14 protein-coding genes are annotated in these 17,436 nt (G+C 66.5%); 9 read left to right on the top strand and 5 right to left on the bottom strand.

What is annotated here, in order from left to right; all coding sequences use genetic code 11:
- Positions 1-38: 38 nt before the first annotated feature.
- From RKE40_RS05400 to lptF, 3 genes are read right to left on the bottom strand one after another with little or no spacing between them, the layout of a single operon-like run.
- A complete protein-coding gene (locus tag RKE40_RS05400; protein ID WP_316017214.1) occupies positions 39-2,573 on the bottom strand; it encodes an LPS-assembly protein LptD in 2,535 nt (844 codons plus the stop codon).
- 48 nt (positions 2,574-2,621) lie between these two features.
- Positions 2,622-3,710, bottom strand: coding sequence for an LPS export ABC transporter permease LptG (gene lptG / locus RKE40_RS05395; RefSeq protein ID WP_316017213.1), 1,089 nt, complete (start codon positions 3,708-3,710; stop codon positions 2,622-2,624).
- On the bottom strand, positions 3,710-4,900 hold the full coding sequence (lptF, locus tag RKE40_RS05390; protein WP_316017212.1) for an LPS export ABC transporter permease LptF: 1,191 nt from the start codon (positions 4,898-4,900) through the stop codon (positions 3,710-3,712). The genes lptG and lptF overlap by 1 nt, the downstream gene beginning before the upstream one ends.
- A 178-nt stretch (positions 4,901-5,078) precedes the next feature.
- On the opposite strand from lptF, the gene RKE40_RS05385 reads away from it, so the two are divergent.
- Genes RKE40_RS05385 through RKE40_RS05375 form a run of 3 tightly spaced genes read left to right on the top strand, consistent with a single transcriptional unit; the run spans position 5,079 to position 7,479 of the window.
- Positions 5,079-6,572: a leucyl aminopeptidase gene (locus RKE40_RS05385; protein WP_316017211.1), complete on the top strand. Its 1,494-nt coding sequence runs from the start codon at positions 5,079-5,081 to the stop codon at positions 6,570-6,572.
- A gap of 47 nt (positions 6,573-6,619) precedes the next feature.
- The gene (locus RKE40_RS05380) at positions 6,620-7,072 is read left to right on the top strand and encodes a DNA polymerase III subunit chi (RefSeq protein WP_316017210.1); all 453 of its coding nucleotides are present in this window, start codon (positions 6,620-6,622) and stop codon (positions 7,070-7,072) included.
- Entirely contained in the window at positions 7,069-7,479 is a 411-nt protein-coding gene (locus RKE40_RS05375; RefSeq protein WP_316017209.1) for a hypothetical protein, read from the top strand. Before RKE40_RS05380 ends, RKE40_RS05375 begins: the two co-directional genes overlap by 4 nt.
- A 42-nt stretch (positions 7,480-7,521) precedes the next feature.
- On the opposite strand, the gene RKE40_RS05370 is transcribed toward RKE40_RS05375, so the two are convergent.
- Entirely contained in the window at positions 7,522-9,402 is a 1,881-nt protein-coding gene (locus tag RKE40_RS05370) for an ABC-F family ATP-binding cassette domain-containing protein (protein WP_316017208.1), read from the bottom strand.
- A gap of 154 nt (positions 9,403-9,556) precedes the next feature.
- Here RKE40_RS05370 and RKE40_RS05365 point away from each other — a divergent pair, with 154 nt between their 5' ends.
- The 6 genes from RKE40_RS05365 to RKE40_RS05340 all read left to right on the top strand — a co-directional run bounded on the left by RKE40_RS05365 (position 9,557) and on the right by RKE40_RS05340 (position 15,943).
- Positions 9,557-9,739 carry a hypothetical protein gene (locus RKE40_RS05365; RefSeq protein ID WP_316017207.1) on the top strand — a complete coding sequence of 61 codons (183 nt, stop codon included), beginning with the start codon at positions 9,557-9,559 and terminating at the stop codon, positions 9,737-9,739.
- 57 nt (positions 9,740-9,796) lie between these two features.
- Complete coding sequence (locus RKE40_RS05360; protein ID WP_316017206.1) at positions 9,797-11,935, top strand: methyl-accepting chemotaxis protein; 2,139 nt, start codon at positions 9,797-9,799, stop codon at positions 11,933-11,935.
- Positions 11,936-11,974: 39 nt separating this feature from the next.
- On the top strand, positions 11,975-12,475 hold the full coding sequence (coaD, locus tag RKE40_RS05355; RefSeq protein ID WP_316017205.1) for a pantetheine-phosphate adenylyltransferase: 501 nt from the start codon (positions 11,975-11,977) through the stop codon (positions 12,473-12,475).
- A gap of 120 nt (positions 12,476-12,595) precedes the next feature.
- The gene (gene proS / locus RKE40_RS05350; protein WP_316017204.1) at positions 12,596-13,927 is read left to right on the top strand and encodes a proline--tRNA ligase; all 1,332 of its coding nucleotides are present in this window, start codon (positions 12,596-12,598) and stop codon (positions 13,925-13,927) included.
- A gap of 13 nt (positions 13,928-13,940) precedes the next feature.
- A complete protein-coding gene (locus RKE40_RS05345; protein ID WP_316017203.1) occupies positions 13,941-15,239 on the top strand; it encodes a lipoprotein-releasing ABC transporter permease subunit in 1,299 nt (432 codons plus the stop codon).
- A 14-nt stretch (positions 15,240-15,253) separates the two neighbouring features.
- Complete coding sequence (locus RKE40_RS05340) at positions 15,254-15,943, top strand: ABC transporter ATP-binding protein (protein WP_316017202.1); 690 nt, start codon at positions 15,254-15,256, stop codon at positions 15,941-15,943.
- Between the two features lie 135 nt (positions 15,944-16,078).
- Here the strand turns inward: RKE40_RS05340 and RKE40_RS05335 are convergent, their stop codons facing one another.
- Entirely contained in the window at positions 16,079-17,032 is a 954-nt protein-coding gene (locus RKE40_RS05335) for a DMT family transporter (protein WP_316017201.1), read from the bottom strand.
- Positions 17,033-17,436: the final 404 nt, after the last annotated feature.

Below are 17,436 nucleotides of genomic sequence, written 5' to 3'. Positions count from 1 at the left end.
GCCTCCTCGGGCGATGGTCAGACCGCGTCTTTGCTTCGTCAGTTGCTGGCGACGCCGTCGCCCGAACTGCTCGTGCCGAGATTCTGCGAATAGCTGATCTCGCCCAGGGTCCGCAGTTCGAGCCGGAACATCACGGTCCGCGTGTCGTCCTTCGCTCCCGCCTGCCGGTCGGCATAGGACTGCGTATAGGTCACGTCGAAGATCGTGCACTCGTCCTGGTATCGCAGCCCTGCAGACAGGCCGGCCGTTTGGAACGGCCCGGTCTTGGGATAGACGGGGGCAGTATAGAGCGCCGGATTGAGCTGGTTGGCGACAAAGGCGTCGCGATAACGCTCGCGGTCGTACTTGTACTTGTCGAGGTCGAACAGCACGCTGCCGCGGACGCTCCAGTACTGCGCGAAGCTGAAGGACTGACTCAGGCTCAGGCCCTCGCGCCGCCGCGGAATGCCCAGTTCGGGCTGCGGCTCATAGCGGCTGTAGCCGACCGTGGTTGCGAAGAGCTTGTGTGTGTAGGAGGCCGAGGCGTCGATGCGCTGCGCCTCCCAGTTTGACTCGTCGAACCTCGCTCCGCCCTGGAAGAGCAGCCCCTTGAACGGCTGGTACTGTGCGCGCGCGACGTAATCCGAGTTGCGGGTATCGAGGCCGGACTGGAGGCCGGTATTGACCAGATCGCCGCTCGCGTATGAGTTGCGGCCACCGAGATGGTAGGACTGGCCGAAGAGCAGATTGGCGTAGGAATCCTTGCCGAACGTACCGGAGTAGCGCAGGCCGATATTGGCGCGGGTGCCGCCCTCGACCCGGTCGTAGCCCGAGAACTTGTTCCACTCGAACAGGTTCGTGTCGTCGAAGACCATGCTCTGCGCATCTTCGTTGGCGACGCGCATGCTGTTGGTTTCGTTCGGCCGGGCGACGATCTGAGCCACGGGCTCGAGAATGTGCGTGCCCCACGAGGTCGTGGCAACGAAGGGGTAGCGGTACATCAGGCCGGCCGCCGGCATCACCCGCCCGAACACGTCGTCCGTCGCGTCGGCGATCGTGCGGACATGGTAGTTGGTGTAGTCCGTCGTGTTCGGATTCACGGAGAAGATGTCGGCCCGCATCGAAGCGTAAGGCGTCCAGATCTGGCCGAACGAGTCGGTGAAATTACGCCGCCAGGCGACCTCGGCCGTTGCACGGGCGATATTGCCAGCGAGGCCGCGGATCAGGCAGCGGTCCTTCTGATAGACGGCGCAGCCGTCGTACAAACCATAGCCGGCCATCGTCGGGGTCGCCGGGATGTTCAGGAGATATCGGTCCTGGTTCGGGATGCCCTGGAACGCCGCCGCCTCACGCGAAAGATGCGTGATGTTGACGGTGAAGGAGAGTTCGCCGCCGATCAGCGAGGGCTTGTGGAGCCGCTTGTTGTAGTCGACCACCGGTAGCGCGACCGGCTGCTGCTTCTGCCAATCAAGATAGCTGAGCGGTTGGAAGTAGTAGCCCCGCATGTCGAACCAGGCGTTGGCGCTCTGGCCGTTAAGCCCCACGCTCGACGTCGATTCCTGCAGGTAACTGCCGTTCGTGATGCTCTCGCTTCGGATGCGGTAATTCTTGTAGAAGAACCGGTCGGTCGAGCCGGCGATATCCCAATTGAAGGTCCAGCGCGGATTGATGAAGACCTTGCCGGCGGTCTCGATCGAGCCGCGGAAATCGTCGTCGCCTGCGCCGAAGGGGCTCTTCAGGAAAGCGTCCTTGTCCTGCTGGAAGATACCCGCTGCGCGGATGTTGTAGGAGCCGTTGGAGAAGCGATGGCGCCATTCGACCTCGCCAAGGAGACCCTGGCGGGACAGATAGGTTGGGGTCAGCGTGACGTCGTAGTTCGGCGCGAGATTGATGAAATAGGGCAGGCCGACGCCGACACCCAGCGCGGAGGTGTTGATGAATTTCGGCGACAGGAATCCGGTCTTGCGCTTAACGGTCGCGTCCGGCCCCGACATGTAGGGGATATAGGCGATCGGGATGCCGGCGAACTCGAGCCGGGCATCCTCGTAATAGATCATCTGCTCGGACTTCTTGTGAATGATCCGGGCAGCGCGGACTTGCCAGAAGGGCGGCTTTTCTGGGTTCTCGGCGCAGGGTTCGCAGGCGGTGTAGATGCCCTTGTCGAAAACGAAGACCTCGCCGTCGGTGCGCTCGGCCCGCGGAGCCGAGAAGCGCGTCTTGTCGGTATTCACGACGCGCAGCGAATCGATGAATCCGTCGCGGAAATCGTCGGTCAGATTGAAGCGGTCGCCGGTGATGACGGTGCCGTTAGATTCGGTGATGCGGGCATTGCCGGTCGCCACGACGCGCTTGCTCATCCGGTCGTAGACGACGCGGTCGGCTTCGATGGTGCGGCCCTGATAGAGAATCTGGACGTCGCCGACGGCCGAGACCGTGTTCTTGTCCTTGTCGTAGACGAGCTCGCGCGCGTCCACGACCATACGCTCCTGCGGCTTGGCGGCGTTTTGCGCGAAGGCAAGGTTCGGTCCCGCGAAGACCGGCGCGAGCGTCGTCGCCAGCGCGGTCGCTGCGGCAAGGCGCGCGATGCGTCTCACGCCCGGAACCATGAACTCAATCCAAAATTAACCATAGGCACCGTACTATCAGCCGTCTTCCTGATGAAGCAGGGCAAGAGCGCCGAGAAGGCTACCCACGATCGCGGGCAGCCACGCGGCCACCGGGGCGTTGATGATCCCCGATGAGCCCAACTCCTCAGATAGTTGCGTAGCCACATAGAGCATGAACCCGGCCGCCACGCCACCTACCACCAGCTTGGTAACACCACCAAACCGGAAAAATCTTAAGGAAACGGATGCGGCCACCAGAATCATCGCGATGAGCAGCAGCGGGCGGGCTTTCAGGGATTCGTAGCGCAATTCATAGCGCGTCGTGTCGAGTCCGGCCTTGCGGGTCCGTTCGATCACGGTCGGCATCGACCAAAAGCCTACCGAGTCCGGTGGAGTGAAACTTTGCCGCACCTGCTCGGGCTCCAGATTGGTCGCGACGAGGTATGTCGTGTAGCTCTGTGGCTCTTCCATGACCGAGGTCACCCGGGCATCCGAAAGCTCCCAGTAGCCGTGATGCAGCACCGCCTGGCGGGCCTCGATGCGCTCGCTGAAGCCGCCATCCGGGGCGTAGTTGAAGAACGCGACCTGGGCGAGGCCTACGCCGTCCTCCAGAGCTGCCGCGGCCCTGATGATCGCCTGGCCATCGACGCTGCGCTGGCGAATCCAGATCTCCTTGCCGCTGGCTACCTGCCCGGTCCTGGCGAATAGCGAGGCTTCCAGTTTGGTGGCACGCTGCTTCAGCTCGGCCGCGACGGGGTTGTAGATGCCGATCGAGATCAGGCCGATCAGCCCTGCGACCAGAGCGGCCGGCTGCAGGAATTGCCAGGCCGAGATTCCGACCGAGCGGGCTACCACCAATTCGAGCTTCCGGCTCAGGTTCAGCAGGGCGAACATTCCGCCGAAAAGGACGGCGAAGGGGAAGATCTGCTCGGCGACCGAAGGCGCGCGATAGAGCGCGAGCTGGATGATGCTCGGCGTGGTCGCGACCGGCGAGTCGCCGGCGCGGCGCATCAGTTCGACGAAATCGAGCGTCAGGATCAGGAAGAAGAACGTCCCGAACACGCTCAATATGGCGCGGAAGAAGCGCTGGGTGAGATAGCGCCCAAAGGTCTTGAAGAGCAGCATCAGCTTCGCCGCCAGCGTGCCGAGATGGCGAGGAAAGGTGCGGCCAGCGAGTCTGTCAGCCGGTCGAGGACCGCTCGCGCCCGCGCGCCGAAGGCGATCATGCTGGCCGACACCGCGATGGTGACGAGCGGCAGCACATAGAGCAGCACGACCGCGAATCCGGAGCGCACGCTCGCGGTCCAGGCGGCGTAGGCGCCGATCCTGATCGCGCCGACCAGCAGGATCGCGAGCTGGATGGCGACGGCGCGGCCCTGGCGGGTGGTGCGCGCCTCGCCGAGCACGGCGAAGGCGACCAGCATGAAGGCGATCGGATAGAGCGGCGCCGAGAGGCGGTTGTGCAGCTCGGCGCGGAAGCGTCCTTCCTGGATCTTGTAGTAGGGCTCGTTCTTGTCCTGGGTCAGCAGCGCCCAGGTCGTTCGCTCGCGCGGCTTATAGATCACCTTGTCGCCGTCGCCGCCGCCGGCTCCGTCGGAATCGCCCGACAGGGCGGAGAGGTTGAGCGCATAGCGCTCGAACGAGATGATCGAGCTCGAATTCCGGTCGCGGCTCTCGCGCTGGATCGTGCCCTTTTCCAGCATCAGGAAGCTGTTTCCGTCGGCTTCCGCGGTCTGGCCACGCTCGGCGATGTAGATGGCTGGCTGGTTCGGGTCGCGCCGGTCCTGCATGAAGATGCCGAGCAGGGCCTGGCCCGAGCGCTCGCGGTAGTGGAAGGTGACGCCGGAATCGAGCGCGACGAACTGGCCTTCCTTGACGACGTTGGCGACGAAATCTGCCCGGATCATGGTGATCAGGTCGCGCAAGGCGCGGAAGCCGGCTGGCATCACCGAGACCGACATCCAGCCAACCAGCGCCGCCGTCGCCAGCGTCAGCACCAGGAATGGCCGGGTCAGGCGCTTCGGCGCGACCCCGGTCGCATTCATAACGATCAGCTCGGAATCGCTGTTGAGCTTGTTGAGCGTGTAGAGGGTCGCCATGAACAGCGCGACCGGCGCGATGCCGGCGATCAGCGCCGGCAGCGAGAGCAGGGTCACGGTGAAGAAGATCACCACCGTCTGGCCCTTGCCGGTGATCAGGTCGACTTCGCGCAGGGCCTGCGTCACCCAGATGACGCTGGTCAGGCCGACGAGCAGAATGACCGTCGCCACCGCGGCAATCTTGAGGATGTAGCGGTCGAGCAGTCCAAAACGCACGCGGTTCGATCCTGGGCAGGCGGCACAAGGGCGAAGGCGCTGCCCTTGGACGGCTCGCCTCGAAGCTCCTATGGTATAGCTTCGATCATGGCGCAAACGGGAATCGTTTGTGGCCGTCCCGCGCCATTGCCAGTCGATCCCGCCCCTTCCGTCCGCCCTCCGCCAATGTGAGCCGTCGATGTCGCAGCGCCTGAAGCTTGAGGTCAAAGCCCTGAACGCCGTCACCGGGGAGGATCTCGTCATCCTCGTCTCGGACAGGCTCGTACCGGCGCAGGCCGCCGAGGAATGGCTGGGCGAGGGCGGTCGCGGCCTGATCGCCCGTGCGGCCGCGGCCGAGCGCTTCAAGGGCAAATCTCTCTCGGGCCTCACCGTTCTGGCGCCCGAAGGGGCAAGCTACGAGCGGCTGATCCTGATCGGAACCGGGCCGGATGGCGAGCGCGACAAGCTCGATTTCGCCTTGCTCGGTGGCGCCATCGCCGGCCGGCTCGGCCATGGTCGCAGCGCCGACATCATCGCCGCCCTCCCGGAAAGCGAGCTCTCCGCCGCCGAGGTCGCCGAGATCGGCCTCGGCCTGAAGCTGCGTTCCTATGCCTTCAACCAGTACAAGGCCAAGAGCCGCGAGGCTGAGCAGAGCGAGCCGAAGACCGCGATCCTGCGCGTCGCCGACCCGTCTGCCGTCAAGAAGGCGCTGAAGGCGCGCGAGGCGATCGCCGGTGGCGTCGAGCTTGCTCGCGATCTCGTGAACGAGCCGCCGAACGTGCTCTACCCCGAGGAGTTCGCCGACCGCGCGGCCAAGCTCGAGAAGCTCGGCGTCGAGGTCGAGATTCTCGACGAGAAGCAGCTGAAGAAGATCGGCATGCGCGCGCTGCTCGGGGTCGGCCAGGGCTCGCGGCGTGAGAGCCGCGTCGTGGTGATGCGCTGGAACGGCGCTGGCAAGGGCGAGCAGCCGGTCGCCTTCGTCGGCAAAGGCGTGACCTTCGACACCGGCGGCATCTCGATCAAGCCGGCTGGCGGCATGGAGGACATGAAGGGCGACATGGCGGGCGCCGCCTGCGTCACCGGGCTGATGCACGCGCTCGCGGCCCGGAAGGCCAAAGTCAACGCGGTCGGCGTCATCGGTCTCGTCGAGAACATGCCGGACGGCAACGCCCAGCGTCCCGGCGACATCGTGACCTCGCTCTCCGGCCAGACCATCGAGATCATCAATACCGATGCCGAAGGCCGGCTCGTGCTCGCCGACGTGCTCTGGTACACGCAGGAGCGCTTCAAGCCGGCCTTCATGGTCAATCTGGCGACGCTGACCGGCGCCATCCTGGTCGCGCTGGCGCAGGAGAATGCCGGCCTGTTCTCGAACAATGACGCGCTGGCCGAGCGGCTCTTCGCTGCCGGCAAGGCCACCGGCGAGACGGTCTGGCGCATGCCGCTCGGCGCTGCCTACGACAAGATGATCGATTCCAAGTTCGCCGACATGAAGAACTCGGCCGGGCGCCATGGTGGCTCGATCACCGCGGCGCAGTTCCTGCAGCGCCATGTCAACGACACGCCCTGGGCCCATCTCGACATCGCCGGAACCGGCATGGGGTCGCTCAGCACCGAGATCAACCGCTCCTGGGGCTCGGGTTGGGGCGTACGCCTGCTCGACCGGCTGGTCGCGGATCACTACGAGGCTTGATTCGCATTATCAGCCCGCACGCATAAGCTGCTGGAAAAGCCGGCTTCATGGCCGAGATCTGGTTCTACCATCTGCAGTCCCGTCCGCTTGAGCAGGTCTTGCCGACCTTGCTCGAGCGCTCGCTTGCGCGCGGCTGGAAGGTGGTCGTCGAGTGCTCCAGCCGCGAGCGTCTCGCCTCGCTCGACGACCGGCTCTGGACCTATGCGGACGATTCCTTCCTGCCGCACGGTACGGCCGGCGAGCCGGACGCCGCCGGCAACCCGATCGTGCTCACCACCGACTCGGACAACCCGAATGCGGCGCAGGTCCGTTTCTGCGTCGATGGTGTCCGCATTCCCGACGCATTGGACACCTATGAGCGCGTCATCCTGATGTTCGACGGGGATGATCCGGAAGCTTTGGCTTCGGCCCGCGAGGACTGGAAGAAGTTGCGAGCGCGGGGCCTGGCTGCGACCTATTGGCAGCAGGACGACACCGGCCGCTGGGAGAAGAAAGCGTGAAAATTCCTGTTGCCCTGGCCCGGGCGACTGCGCTCGCCGGCTGTTCCGTCGACATGGGCGGGTATTCCTTCGTTTCCGACGAGCGCGGCACGCGCAGCAGCAGCGCCACGGCCCGCGTCTCGACGCAGGAGGCGATGCTGACGCCCGAAGGCGAATGCGCGGCCGATGTCTCGCTCGATCCGGCGACGCGACCACTGCCGAAGGAGATCGCGCCCGGAATCACCGAATGCGAGCTGGTCAGGCTGAAGGCCAAGCGGCCGACCGACGTGCTCATCGGTGAGAGCGGCAAGGGCCAGCGCGAAGTCCAGGTGCTCTATGCCGAGCCCGGCGGGCGCGAGATCTACATGTTCACCGACAACCGCCTGAGCCGCATCGTCAAGCCGGGGCAGCCAGAGCAGCAGGGCTAACTGCCTCTGGGGCCCGCTAGACCGCCGGCGTCGGGCGATGCCTCAGGCGCTCTCCAGCTCTTCGCTCAGCGAGAGCCATTCCTCTTCGGCCGCGCCGAGAGCCTCGGCGAGTTCGGCGCGCTGGCGTGAAAGCAGCAGCGCCTTCTCTGGGTCGCGCGCGAAGGCCGCGCCATTGCCGAGCACCTCGTCGACCTTCTCGATCAGCCCGGTGAGCTTGGCGATTCGTGCCTCGGCGAGGTTGAGCTTCTGGCGCAGCGGCCCCTGCGCCGCGCGCTTCTGGGCGTTGCCCTTGCGATCCTCGGCCTTGCCCCCAGAGGCGGGCGCTTCCTGCTTGCCCGATTTCTCGCGCCGCGCCGCCTTGGCGCCGCCGAGCACCAGGCTGCGGTAATCCTCCATGTCGCCGTCGAAATTCTTCACCGTGCCGTCCGCAACCAGCCAGAGCTGGTCGGCGCAGGCCTCGATCAGGAAGCGATCGTGGCTGACCAGGATCACGGCGCCGGGATAGTCGTTGATCGCCCTGACCAGCGCCGTGCGGCTGTCGATGTCGAGATGGTTGGTCGGCTCGTCGAGGATCATCAGATGCGGCCCGCCGAAGGTGGCGATGCCGAGCATCAGGCGAGCCTTCTCGCCGCCGGAGAGATTTTTCACCGGCGTGTCGGCCTTGGCTGCGGGAAAGCCGATCTGCGCCGTCCGGGCGCGGACCCGGGCCTCCGGCTGGTCCGGCATCAGCTCGCGGATATGGCCGACGGGCGTGTCCTCCATCCGGAGCTCGTCGAGCTGGTGCTGGGCGAAGTAGGCCGACTGGAGCTTGGACGAGCGCCGCATCTGGCCGGTCTTAGGCTCGAGCCGCCCGCCGATCAGCTTGCAGAAGGTCGACTTGCCGTTGCCGTTCGAGCCGAGCAGGGCGATGCGATCGTCGGGCGACAAGGTCAGGTTGAGCCGCGACAGGATGGTCCGGTCGCCATAGCCGGCGCTTGCGCCTTCGAGCACGACCATAGGAGGCGACAGCGGCCGTTCGGGTGCGGGGAAAGAGAAGGGCTGGACGTCGCGATCCTCGATGACCGCGATCTCCTGCATCTTCTCCAGGCGCTTGACGCGCGATTGCGCCTGCCGCGCCTTGGTCGCCTTCGCCTTGAAGCGATCGACGAAGGCCTGGAGATGCTTGCGCTCGGCGTCCTGCTTCTCGCGCTGCCTGGCGAGATTGGCCTGCTTCTCGGCGCGGAGCTTCTCGAAGGCGCTGTAGCCGCCGCGATAGATCGTCAGCTTGCCCTGGTCGAGATGCAGGATGTGGTCGACGCAGGTGTCGAGCAACTCGCGGTCATGGCTGACCACCAGCACGGTATGCGGATAGCGCTCGAGATAGTCGTAGAGCCAGAGGGTGCCTTCGAGGTCGAGATAGTTGGTCGGCTCGTCGAGCAGCAGCAGGTCGGGCTCGGAGAACAGCACCGCGGCAAGCGCGACGCGCATGCGCCAGCCACCCGAGAAGTCGGAGCAGGGGCGCTGCTGCGCGGCCTCGTCGAAGCCGAGCCCATAGAGCACCGTCGCGGCGCGGGCCGGGGCGGAATGGGCGCCGATATCGGCGAGCCGGGTCTCGATCTCGGCGATGCGCAGCGGGTCCGTCGCGGTCTCGGACTCCTTCATCAGCGCGGAGCGCTCGGTATCGGCCGCCAGAACGACCTCGATCAGCGTCTCCGGTCCGCCTGGCGCCTCCTGCGCGACCCCGCCGATGCGCATGCCCCGCGGCAGGCTGACGCTGCCGCCTTCGGGCGAAAGGTCGCCGGTGATGATGCGGAACAGGGTCGTCTTGCCGGTGCCGTTGCGGCCGACCAGCCCGACGCGCGCGCCTGTCGGCAGCGCCGCGCCGGCCTTGTCCAGCAGCAGCCTGTCGCCGAGCCGGTAGGTGATATCGCTGAGGGTGAGCATGGGCTGGCTTTAGGCAAACTTGTCGGCGCGATGCAAACACGAAATGGCCGGCGAGGGCGCAGACACGAATTCGACATATTCCAGCCATGCTGGAGCCCGCCGGCTCCCGCACCTCGAAGCTTCGTGCAACGCACTGATTCGCAAAGAACAATCCATGCAGCTCGGCTTTCTTGTCCAGCGTCGGCGTCGCGTTTCGCTCATGGCTGTCTTCATCGTTCTTCTGGCCGTCGTCGTCGGCAGCGCCGCCGCGCTCGCGGCGCTGACCCCGTCCCCGGGCTCTCTCCGCGGCAAGGCGGGGGCTCAGATGGGCCAAGCCGGCAGCTTCAAGCAAAGTTAACCGGCTTAGGGTTGTATCGCCCGCAATCGACTGAAGATCGAGCGGGGATACAGAGCAGTGTTCAGCCTAAGGGTGCGGCTTCCCGCCGCCATGCTCGCGCTCGCCTGTCTTGCAGCGATAGCCGTCGGCGTCTCCGCCTATCTCGCCATCTCCAACTGGGCCCATGAAGCGGCGCGAGCGCGGCTGCATGCGCTGGCCGAGAGCCATTCGCGCGCCATCGAACGCCGACTCGTGCTGCTGCGGTCCGAACTCGCAGTGCAGGCCCGCAGCGCCTATACGGTCTCGGCGCTGGACGAGCTGGGCAAATGGCTGGAGCTCGGCTCGCACGATCTCAACAGCATCCTCGCTCACTATCAGGGAGACGGGATGCGACCCGCGGCCGAGCGCATCGCGCTGACCGGGCAGGGCCACCAGCACGGCTATTCCTGGCGTCATGTCCGGATCCACGAGACCTATGCGGCGGCTCTGAAGCAGTTCAACTACGCCGACATTTACCTGGTCTCGATGAAGGGCAGGGTGGTCTACAGCGTCACCAAGGGCCCTGAATTCGGCCGCCTCCTCAGCGATCCGCAGCTCGTCGATACCGGGCTCGCCCGAGTGGTCGAGGAGGCCCGCCACAAGCCCGCCGGCACGCAGATTTTGCGCGATTTCGCGCCCTACGAGCTCTTCGGCGGCGAACCACGCGCTTTTCTGGCGGCGCCCTTCTACGACACTGAATCCGGGGAAACCGAGCAGAGCGGGACCATCGTCATCGCCGTCAATTCCGGGCTGATCGACGATGTGCTCCGCGCCAATGCTGCCGGGGTCGGTGAGATCGGTGTCTTCGTCATCGGCGATGACGGCATCATGCGTTCCAGCCCCTCGGCTCGCCGCGAGGCATCGGCGCCGCGCGATACGCTCGACCAGCGCAGGTTGGCCGCGCTTTCGGGTGATGCGTTGCTGCGGATGTCGAGCCTTGACGGCACGCCCCTCGTCGCCAGCGGCCAGAAGATCTCGGCCGGCGACTGGCACTGGCAGCTCTGGCTCACCGAGCCAGAACGCACCGCCTTCGCCGTCGTCGGCAAGATCCAGGGGGCGATCGTCACTGCGGGCCTGCTCGTCCTGGCGCCTCTGCTCGGCTTTGCGATCCTGCTCGGCTGGTCGGTGGCGCGGCCGATCGGCGGGCTCTCCGACGCGCTTGCCGGCATCGCAGCCGGCCGCACCGACCAGCCGATACCGGGCGCCCAACGACGCGACGAGATCGGCGGCATCGCCGCCTCGATCGGCGTGATCCGCGAGACATTGCAGCGCGAGGCGCAATGGCGCGAGGCGCAGCAGGAGACGCGCCGCGCCGAGGCCGACCGGCATCGCCGCAGCCTTCTCGGCGAACTTGCAGGCGAGCTCGAGCAATCGGTCCGCACCGTCAGCGCGTCCGTCGCGACGGCGGCAGGGGCGCTCGCCGCCACCGCCGACCAGCTCAGCGAGAGCGCCAGCGAGGCCAGGACTGGCGCCGCCGACGCCGATGTCTCGACCGGCAACGCGATCGCCCGGGTCCACTCGATCGAGCGCGCGGCGCAGGATCTGCTCGGCGCCGTCGACAGCCTGTCGGCCGAAGTCCGCCACTCCGATCTCACGGCGGGGCAGGCGCACAGGCACGCCGACGAGGTCAGCCAGGTCGTCGACGGGCTGGCCACGGGCGCGGCTCGTGTCTCCGAGGTTGTCGGCCTGATCTCGGCCATTGCCGGCCAGACCAATCTGCTCGCGCTCAACGCGACCATCGAGGCGGCGCGTGCCGGTGAGGCCGGACGGGGCTTTGCTGTCGTCGCCGCCGAGGTGAAGTCGCTCGCGACCCAGACCGCCGGTGCCACTCAGGACATCGCGCTCCAGATCGACGCGATGAACCGGGCGACCGTCGCCACGGTCGAAGGCATGGCCGGGATTCGGGCCATGGTGCAGGAGCTGAGCGAGGCGACGCGGCGCACCGCGCACACCATGCTGCGCCAGCACGAGGCGACGCGTGCCATTGCCGCCGACGTCGTCGCCGCGACGCAGGAGATCGTCCAGATCGGCCAGGCGACGGGGCAGGTGGCGCTCGCCTCGCACCAGACGGCAGGCTCGGCCGAAGCCGTGCTGGCCGCAGCGGACGAGCTGACTGGGCTGGCGCAGGCGCTCGAAGGCCGCGTCGACCGGCTGATCGCCGAACTTCGCGTCGCCTGAGTGCTTGTCGTCGCTCAGCGCTTTGGCTAACGCTGGCGCATGCGTACCGCCTTCTACACCGGCTCCTTCGATCCCGTGACCAACGGCCATGCCGACGTCATCGCGGCGGCGTCCAAGCTATGCGACCGGCTCGTGCTCGCGATCGGCGTCCATCCCGGAAAGAAGCCGGTGCTTTCCGTCGAGCAACGTGCCGCGCTGCTGCGTGTCGTCGCGGAGCCGTTGGCGCAGGCGGCCGGCGCGAGCGTCGAGGTCGTGACCTTCGATGATCTGGCCGTCGACGCAGCCCGCAAGGCCGGGGCGAGCATCATCATCCGCGGCCTGCGCGACGGTACCGATCTCGACTACGAGATGCAGATGGTCGGCATGAATGCGGCGATGGCGCCGGAGCTGCAGACCGTGTTTCTGCCGGCGACGCCGCTGACCCGCCATATCACCGCCACCCTGGTGCGCCAGATCGCTGCGATGGGCGGCGATATCTCGGCCTTCGTGCCGGCGCCGGTCGAACACGCGCTGAAGGCTGCCTTCGCCACCAAGGCGTGAGGGCGCTGTCCAGCGTTTAAGGCACTCGCCGGGTTGCAATTTCGCGACTGGGATGGTGTTTCTGAAGCCTTGCCGACTCGCTGCGCCGTCCGGCGCAAACTCCTCCTGAAGAGCCCTGCGATGCGCCTCTCCCGCTATTTCCTGCCGATCCTGCGCGATACGCCCAAGGAGGCCGAGATCGTCTCGCATCGGCTGATGCTGCGCGCGGGCATGATCCGCCAGCAATCGGCCGGCATCTACTCCTGGCTGCCGCTGGGCCTGCGCGTCCTCAACAAGATCAGCGCCGTGGTCCGCGAGGAGCAGAACCGCGCCGGCGCCGTCGAGATCCTGATGCCGACGATCCAGTCGGCCGATCTCTGGCGCGAGAGCGGACGCTACGACGCCTATGGCAAGGAGATGCTGCGGCTCAAGGACCGGCACGACCGCGAGATGCTCTACGGCCCGACCAATGAGGAGATGGTCACCGAGATCTTCCGGTCCTACGTCAAGTCCTACAAGGACCTGCCGCTCAACCTCTACCACATCCAGTGGAAGTTCCGGGACGAGGTCCGCCCGCGCTTCGGCGTGATGCGCGGCCGCGAGTTCCTGATGAAGGACGCCTATTCCTTCGACCTCGACCAGGCCGGCGCGCGCCATGCCTACAACCGGATGTTCACAGCCTATCTGCGCACCTTCGCGCGGCTCGGCCTTAAGGCGATCCCGATGCGGGCCGACACCGGCCCGATCGGCGGCGACCTCAGCCACGAGTTCATCGTGCTCGCCTCGACCGGCGAGAGCGAGGTCTTCTGCCATCAGGACTATCTCGGCTTCGAGACGCCGTCGGCTGACACCGATTTCGACAGCGTTGCCGGGCTGCAGGGCGTGGTCGACAAGTGGACGAGCCTCTACGCCGCCACCGAGGAGATGCACGACAAGGCGGCCTTCGACGCCATTGCGGCCGACAAGCAGGTTTCGGCCCGCGGCATCGAGGTCGGCCACATCTTCTATTTCGGCACCAAATACTCCGAGCCGATGGGCGCGACGGTCGCCGGCCCCGACGGGCGCGAGACGCCGGTCCATATGGGCTCCTACGGCATCGGCCCGAGCCGGCTCGTTGCCGCGCTGATCGAGGCCGGCCATGACGAGGCCGGCATCGTCTGGCCCGACGAGATCGCGCCCTTCGACATCGCGATCCTCAACCTGAAGACCGGCGATGCCGCGACCGACGCCGCCTGCGAGCAGCTCTACAAGGGCCTCGCCGCCAAGGGCTACGACATGCTCTATGACGACCGCGACGAGCGGCCGGGTGGTAAGTTTGCCACTGCCGATCTGATCGGCATGCCCTGGCAGGTGATCGTCGGGCCGAAATCCCTCGCCGAAGGCAAGGTCGAGCTGAAGCGGCGCGCAGGCGGCGAACGCGAGCTGGTTTCGCTGGAGGCGGCCCTGGCCCGCTTCCCCGGCAAGAGCGTGTGAGCGGGGCGCGGCGATGAGCATGGCCAGCGAGGCGCCTCCTGCTGCAGCGGCGCCCACCGGCACGAAGCCCTTTGCCGGCTTCGAATGGTTGCTCGCCGGACGCTATCTGCGCACGCGCCGCCGCGAAGGCTTCGTCTCGGTCATCGCCGGCTTCTCCTTCCTCGGCATCCTGCTCGGCGTTGCCACGCTGATCATCGTGATGTCGGTGATGAACGGCTTCCGCAAGGAGCTGCTGGAGAAGATCGTCGGCGTCAACGGCCACATCTTCGCCACCCCGATCGACCGTCCGCTCGACGATTACGAGGCGGTGGCGCAGCGGCTGCGCAAGGTGCCCGGCATCAAGTTCGCGATCCCGCTGGTTGAGGGGCAGGCGCTTGCCTCCTCGCAGGTCGGCAATGGCGGTGTGCTGGTGCGCGGCATCTCGGAGGAGGACATCAAGTCGATCCCCTTCGTCGCCAACAACATCAAGCAGGGCACGCTCGACGGTTTCGGCACGTCAGGCGGCGTCGCCATCGGCCGGCGGCTCGCAGGCTCGCTCGGCCTGCAGGCCGGCGACACCATCACCATCGTCACGCCGCGCGGGGCTTCGACGCCCTTCGGCACGGCGCCGCGGATCAAGGCCTATCCGATCACGGCGATCTTCGAGATCGGCATGTCGGAGTTCGACGCCTCCTTCGTCTTCATGCCGTTGGGCGAGAGCCAAGCCTATTTCAACCGCGACGGTGACGTGAACGTCATCGAGATCTTCATCGACAATCCCGACCAGACACAGGCGGTGCGCGATGCGATCGAGGCGGATGCGCCGCGCCCGCTCGTCCTGTCCGACTGGCGCCAGCGCAACCGAACCTTCTTCAACGCGCTCGAGGTCGAGCGCAATGTGATGTTCATCATCCTGACGCTGATCGTGCTGGTCGCGACCCTCAACATCGTCTCCGGCCTGATCATGCTGGTGAAGGACAAGACCGAGGACATCGCGATCATGCGCACCATGGGCGCCTCGCGCGGCACGGTGCTCCGGGTTTTCCTGATCACGGGAGCAGCGATCGGCGTCTTCGGCACCATAGCCGGCTTCATCCTGGGCGTCGTCTTCGCCAAGAACATCCAGACCATCAACAAGGGGCTGAGCAGCCTGCTGGGCGTCAATCCCTGGGACCCGACGGTGCGCTTCCTCAGCGACATCCCCTCGGTGATCGACTGGCGCGAAGTCGCCGTCGTCGTGGTGATGACGCTCGTCCTGTCGCTGCTGGCGACGCTCTATCCGGCCTGGAAGGCGGCGCGGCTCGACCCCGTCAAAGCCTTGCGGATGGGCTGAGGAGCAGAAGGCAGATGGCAACCGAAACCCCCGCGCTCTTCCTCTCGCAGATCGAGCGCTTCTATCCGCAGACCGATGGGCCGCTGGAGATCCTGCGCAAGGCCGATTTCGCGATCTGGCCCGGCGAGATGGTGGCGCTCGTGGCGCCGAGCGGGACCGGCAAGTCGACCTTGCTCCACGTCGCCGGCCTGCTGGAGAGCCCCGATGCCGGCGAAGTCTTCGTCGGCGGCATTGCGACCTCGCAGCTCGACGACAAGGACCTGACCCGGCTGCGGCGCACCGAGATCGGATTCGTCTACCAGTTCCACCACCTCCTGCCCGAATTCACCGCGCTGGAGAACGTGGTGCTGCCGCAGCGCATTCGCGGCCTCGGCAAGCAGGAGGCGTCCGAGCGGGCGACGGAGCTGCTGACCTTCCTCGGGCTGGGGGACCGGCTGGACCATCTGCCGAGCGAATTGTCGGGCGGCGAGCAGCAGCGCGTCGCCATCGGCCGCGCCGTCGCCAACGCGCCGCGCCTGCTCCTGGCCGACGAGCCGACCGGCAATCTCGACCCGCACACCTCGCTGCACGTGTTCGGTACGCTGGTGGCGCTGGCCCGGGCCTCCGGGCTCGCGGCGCTGATCGCGACGCATAATCTCGATCTGGCCTATCGCATGGACCGGCGCGTCACCATCCGCGAAGGGCTGGTCGTCCCGCTCGACTGAGGCTGGGCCTCGGGACGGCGCCGACCGGGTCGAGGCGACTTGACCGGCGCATGCGCCGCGCGTGCATGGCAGATTGCAGGACCGCCCGGCCGGGCGCCTGGTTCCGGTCCGGAACCGCGGGAGCCTCTGGCCTGGTCAGGACGACCTTGCTTTCCGGCGCGGCGCGACGACGATCAGGCCGGCGACGACGATCACCGCGATCCCGGCCCAGGTCGCCGGCGCCGGAAAGTCGCCGAACACTGCAAGCCCCAGAATGGTCGCGCCGACCAGCTCGAGATAGACCAGCGGCGACAGCGTCGAGACCTGGGCGAAGCGGAAGGCGCTGATCGTCATCAGATTGCTGGCCGCCGAAACCAGGCCCATGAGCAGGATCAGCATGAAGCCCTCGCGGTCCGGCACGCTCCATTGGAAGGCGACGAAAGGCGTCAGCATGGCGATGCCGAGGATCAGCTGCAGCGTCAGGGTCGATAGCGGCGAGGAGGCCTTCGCCGTGGCGCGCGTCATCACCAGATAGCAGGCCATCAGCCCTCCCGAGAGCAGAGCGATCAGCGTGCCGCTGCTGGTCTCGGCGCCGGGACGCACGACCAGGAGCGCACCGGCGAAGCCGAGCCCGACCGCCGCGAAGCGGCGCCAGTCGAGCCCCTCGCGCAGGATCACGGTCGCGAGCAGGGTCGCGATGATCGGGGCGATGAAATAGGCGCCGAGCGCATCGGCGAGCGGCACATGCTTGATCGCCATGAAGTACGAGGTCATGGCGCCGACGAGGAAGGCGGTCCGGACGATTTGGGGCAGGAACTGCCCGCGCGCGACCAGCGGCTCAGGCGAACGCCACTGCGCGATGGCCACGATCGGAAGCAGGAAGCCGAGCGCCGCGACATAGCGGGCCCAGCTCAGGAAGACGGCCGAATGCGCGCTGCTGAGATATTTCGCGATCGCGTCGGAGCTCGGGATGATCAGCATGGATCCCGCCATCAGCGCGATGCCGAGCGCCGTGTTGCGTCCCTGATCGGCCTGGCTCTTCCGGGGGCTCGTCGTCGCGGCCGCCTCGTTCCCGGTTTCGCGCGCCCCGGTCTTCTGATGCGTATCCATAAGCGGGGGTCCCGGCCGGCTCGGCTCCGCGGTCATGGATGCGAAGCCCGTGCCGGCTTGGCGTGGAGCTGTCTTCGGCGCAAGTCAGTCGAAGCTGAAGAAAGGTTTTGTTAACCGCTGTCGAATGCGAGGCAGATGGAACTAACCTACCGGCATTGACGAGAACAAAATAGGAACTAATCTGAACATAGATCGAACGAAGGAGATCGACATGCTGATCGCTCGCAAGCTGATGGCCGGCGCCGCCGAGTTTTTCGCCCTGGCGCTGTTCGTCGGAATGATCTGGGTCTGGGCTGCGCTCGCCGCCGCTCCTGGCGTCTGAGAAGGTTGATGGCGTGCCTCGCGGCCACGGCTGCGCGGCATGCGCCGGGCGTCCACAGGCCCGGCCCCGGCAGTGTCTCGAC

This window comes from Allobosea rubneri, from assembly GCF_032464875.1.
In the GTDB taxonomy this organism is placed as follows: domain Bacteria; phylum Pseudomonadota; class Alphaproteobacteria; order Rhizobiales; family Beijerinckiaceae; genus Allobosea; species Allobosea rubneri.
The sequence above is the reverse complement of the archived record's forward strand: the minus strand, read 5'-3'. Positions and strand labels throughout refer to the sequence as shown.